The following is a 505-nucleotide window of genomic DNA, read 5'->3' as shown; positions in this document are numbered from 1 at the left end:
AAAACCATAGGCGTAGTAATCCCCATATACAATGTAGAAAAATATCTAAAAGAATGTTTAGATAGTGTAATCAATCAAACCTATACAAACTTAGAAATCATACTAGTAAATGATGGTAGTACAGATGAAAACTCACTCAATATTGCAAAAGAGTATACTTTAAAAGATAAAAGAATAACTCTTTTTGATAAAAAAAATGGTGGACAAAGTACAGCAAGAAATGTAGGTATAGAATTTTTTAGTGGAGAATATAAACTCAAAAACAAAACCCAAACTATAAAAGAAAATTCTTTAATAGAATTTAATATAGAAGGTAATAATCCTTATGAAATATACACTGTATATAAAAGCTATAAAGCTTTTAATGATGAACAAGATTTAACCAAATTTACTTATCCTATTATAGATTATATTATCTTTTTAGATTCTGATGATTATTGGGAATTAAACTGCATAGAAGAATGTGTACCTAGAATGGATGGGGTAGATGTGGTGTGGTTTGATT

General features: G+C 26.5%; 1 protein-coding gene. It reads left to right on the top strand.

What is annotated here, in order from left to right; all coding sequences use genetic code 11:
- A partial coding sequence (locus tag CAMP18498_RS07930; protein WP_337198271.1) for a glycosyltransferase family 2 protein occupies nt 1-505 on the top strand: 505 nt, incomplete at both ends.

Source organism: Campylobacter sp. W0066.2 (assembly GCF_024723515.1).
Taxonomy (GTDB): domain Bacteria; phylum Campylobacterota; class Campylobacteria; order Campylobacterales; family Campylobacteraceae; genus Campylobacter_D.
This window is presented reverse-complemented; position numbering and strand designations above follow the sequence as displayed.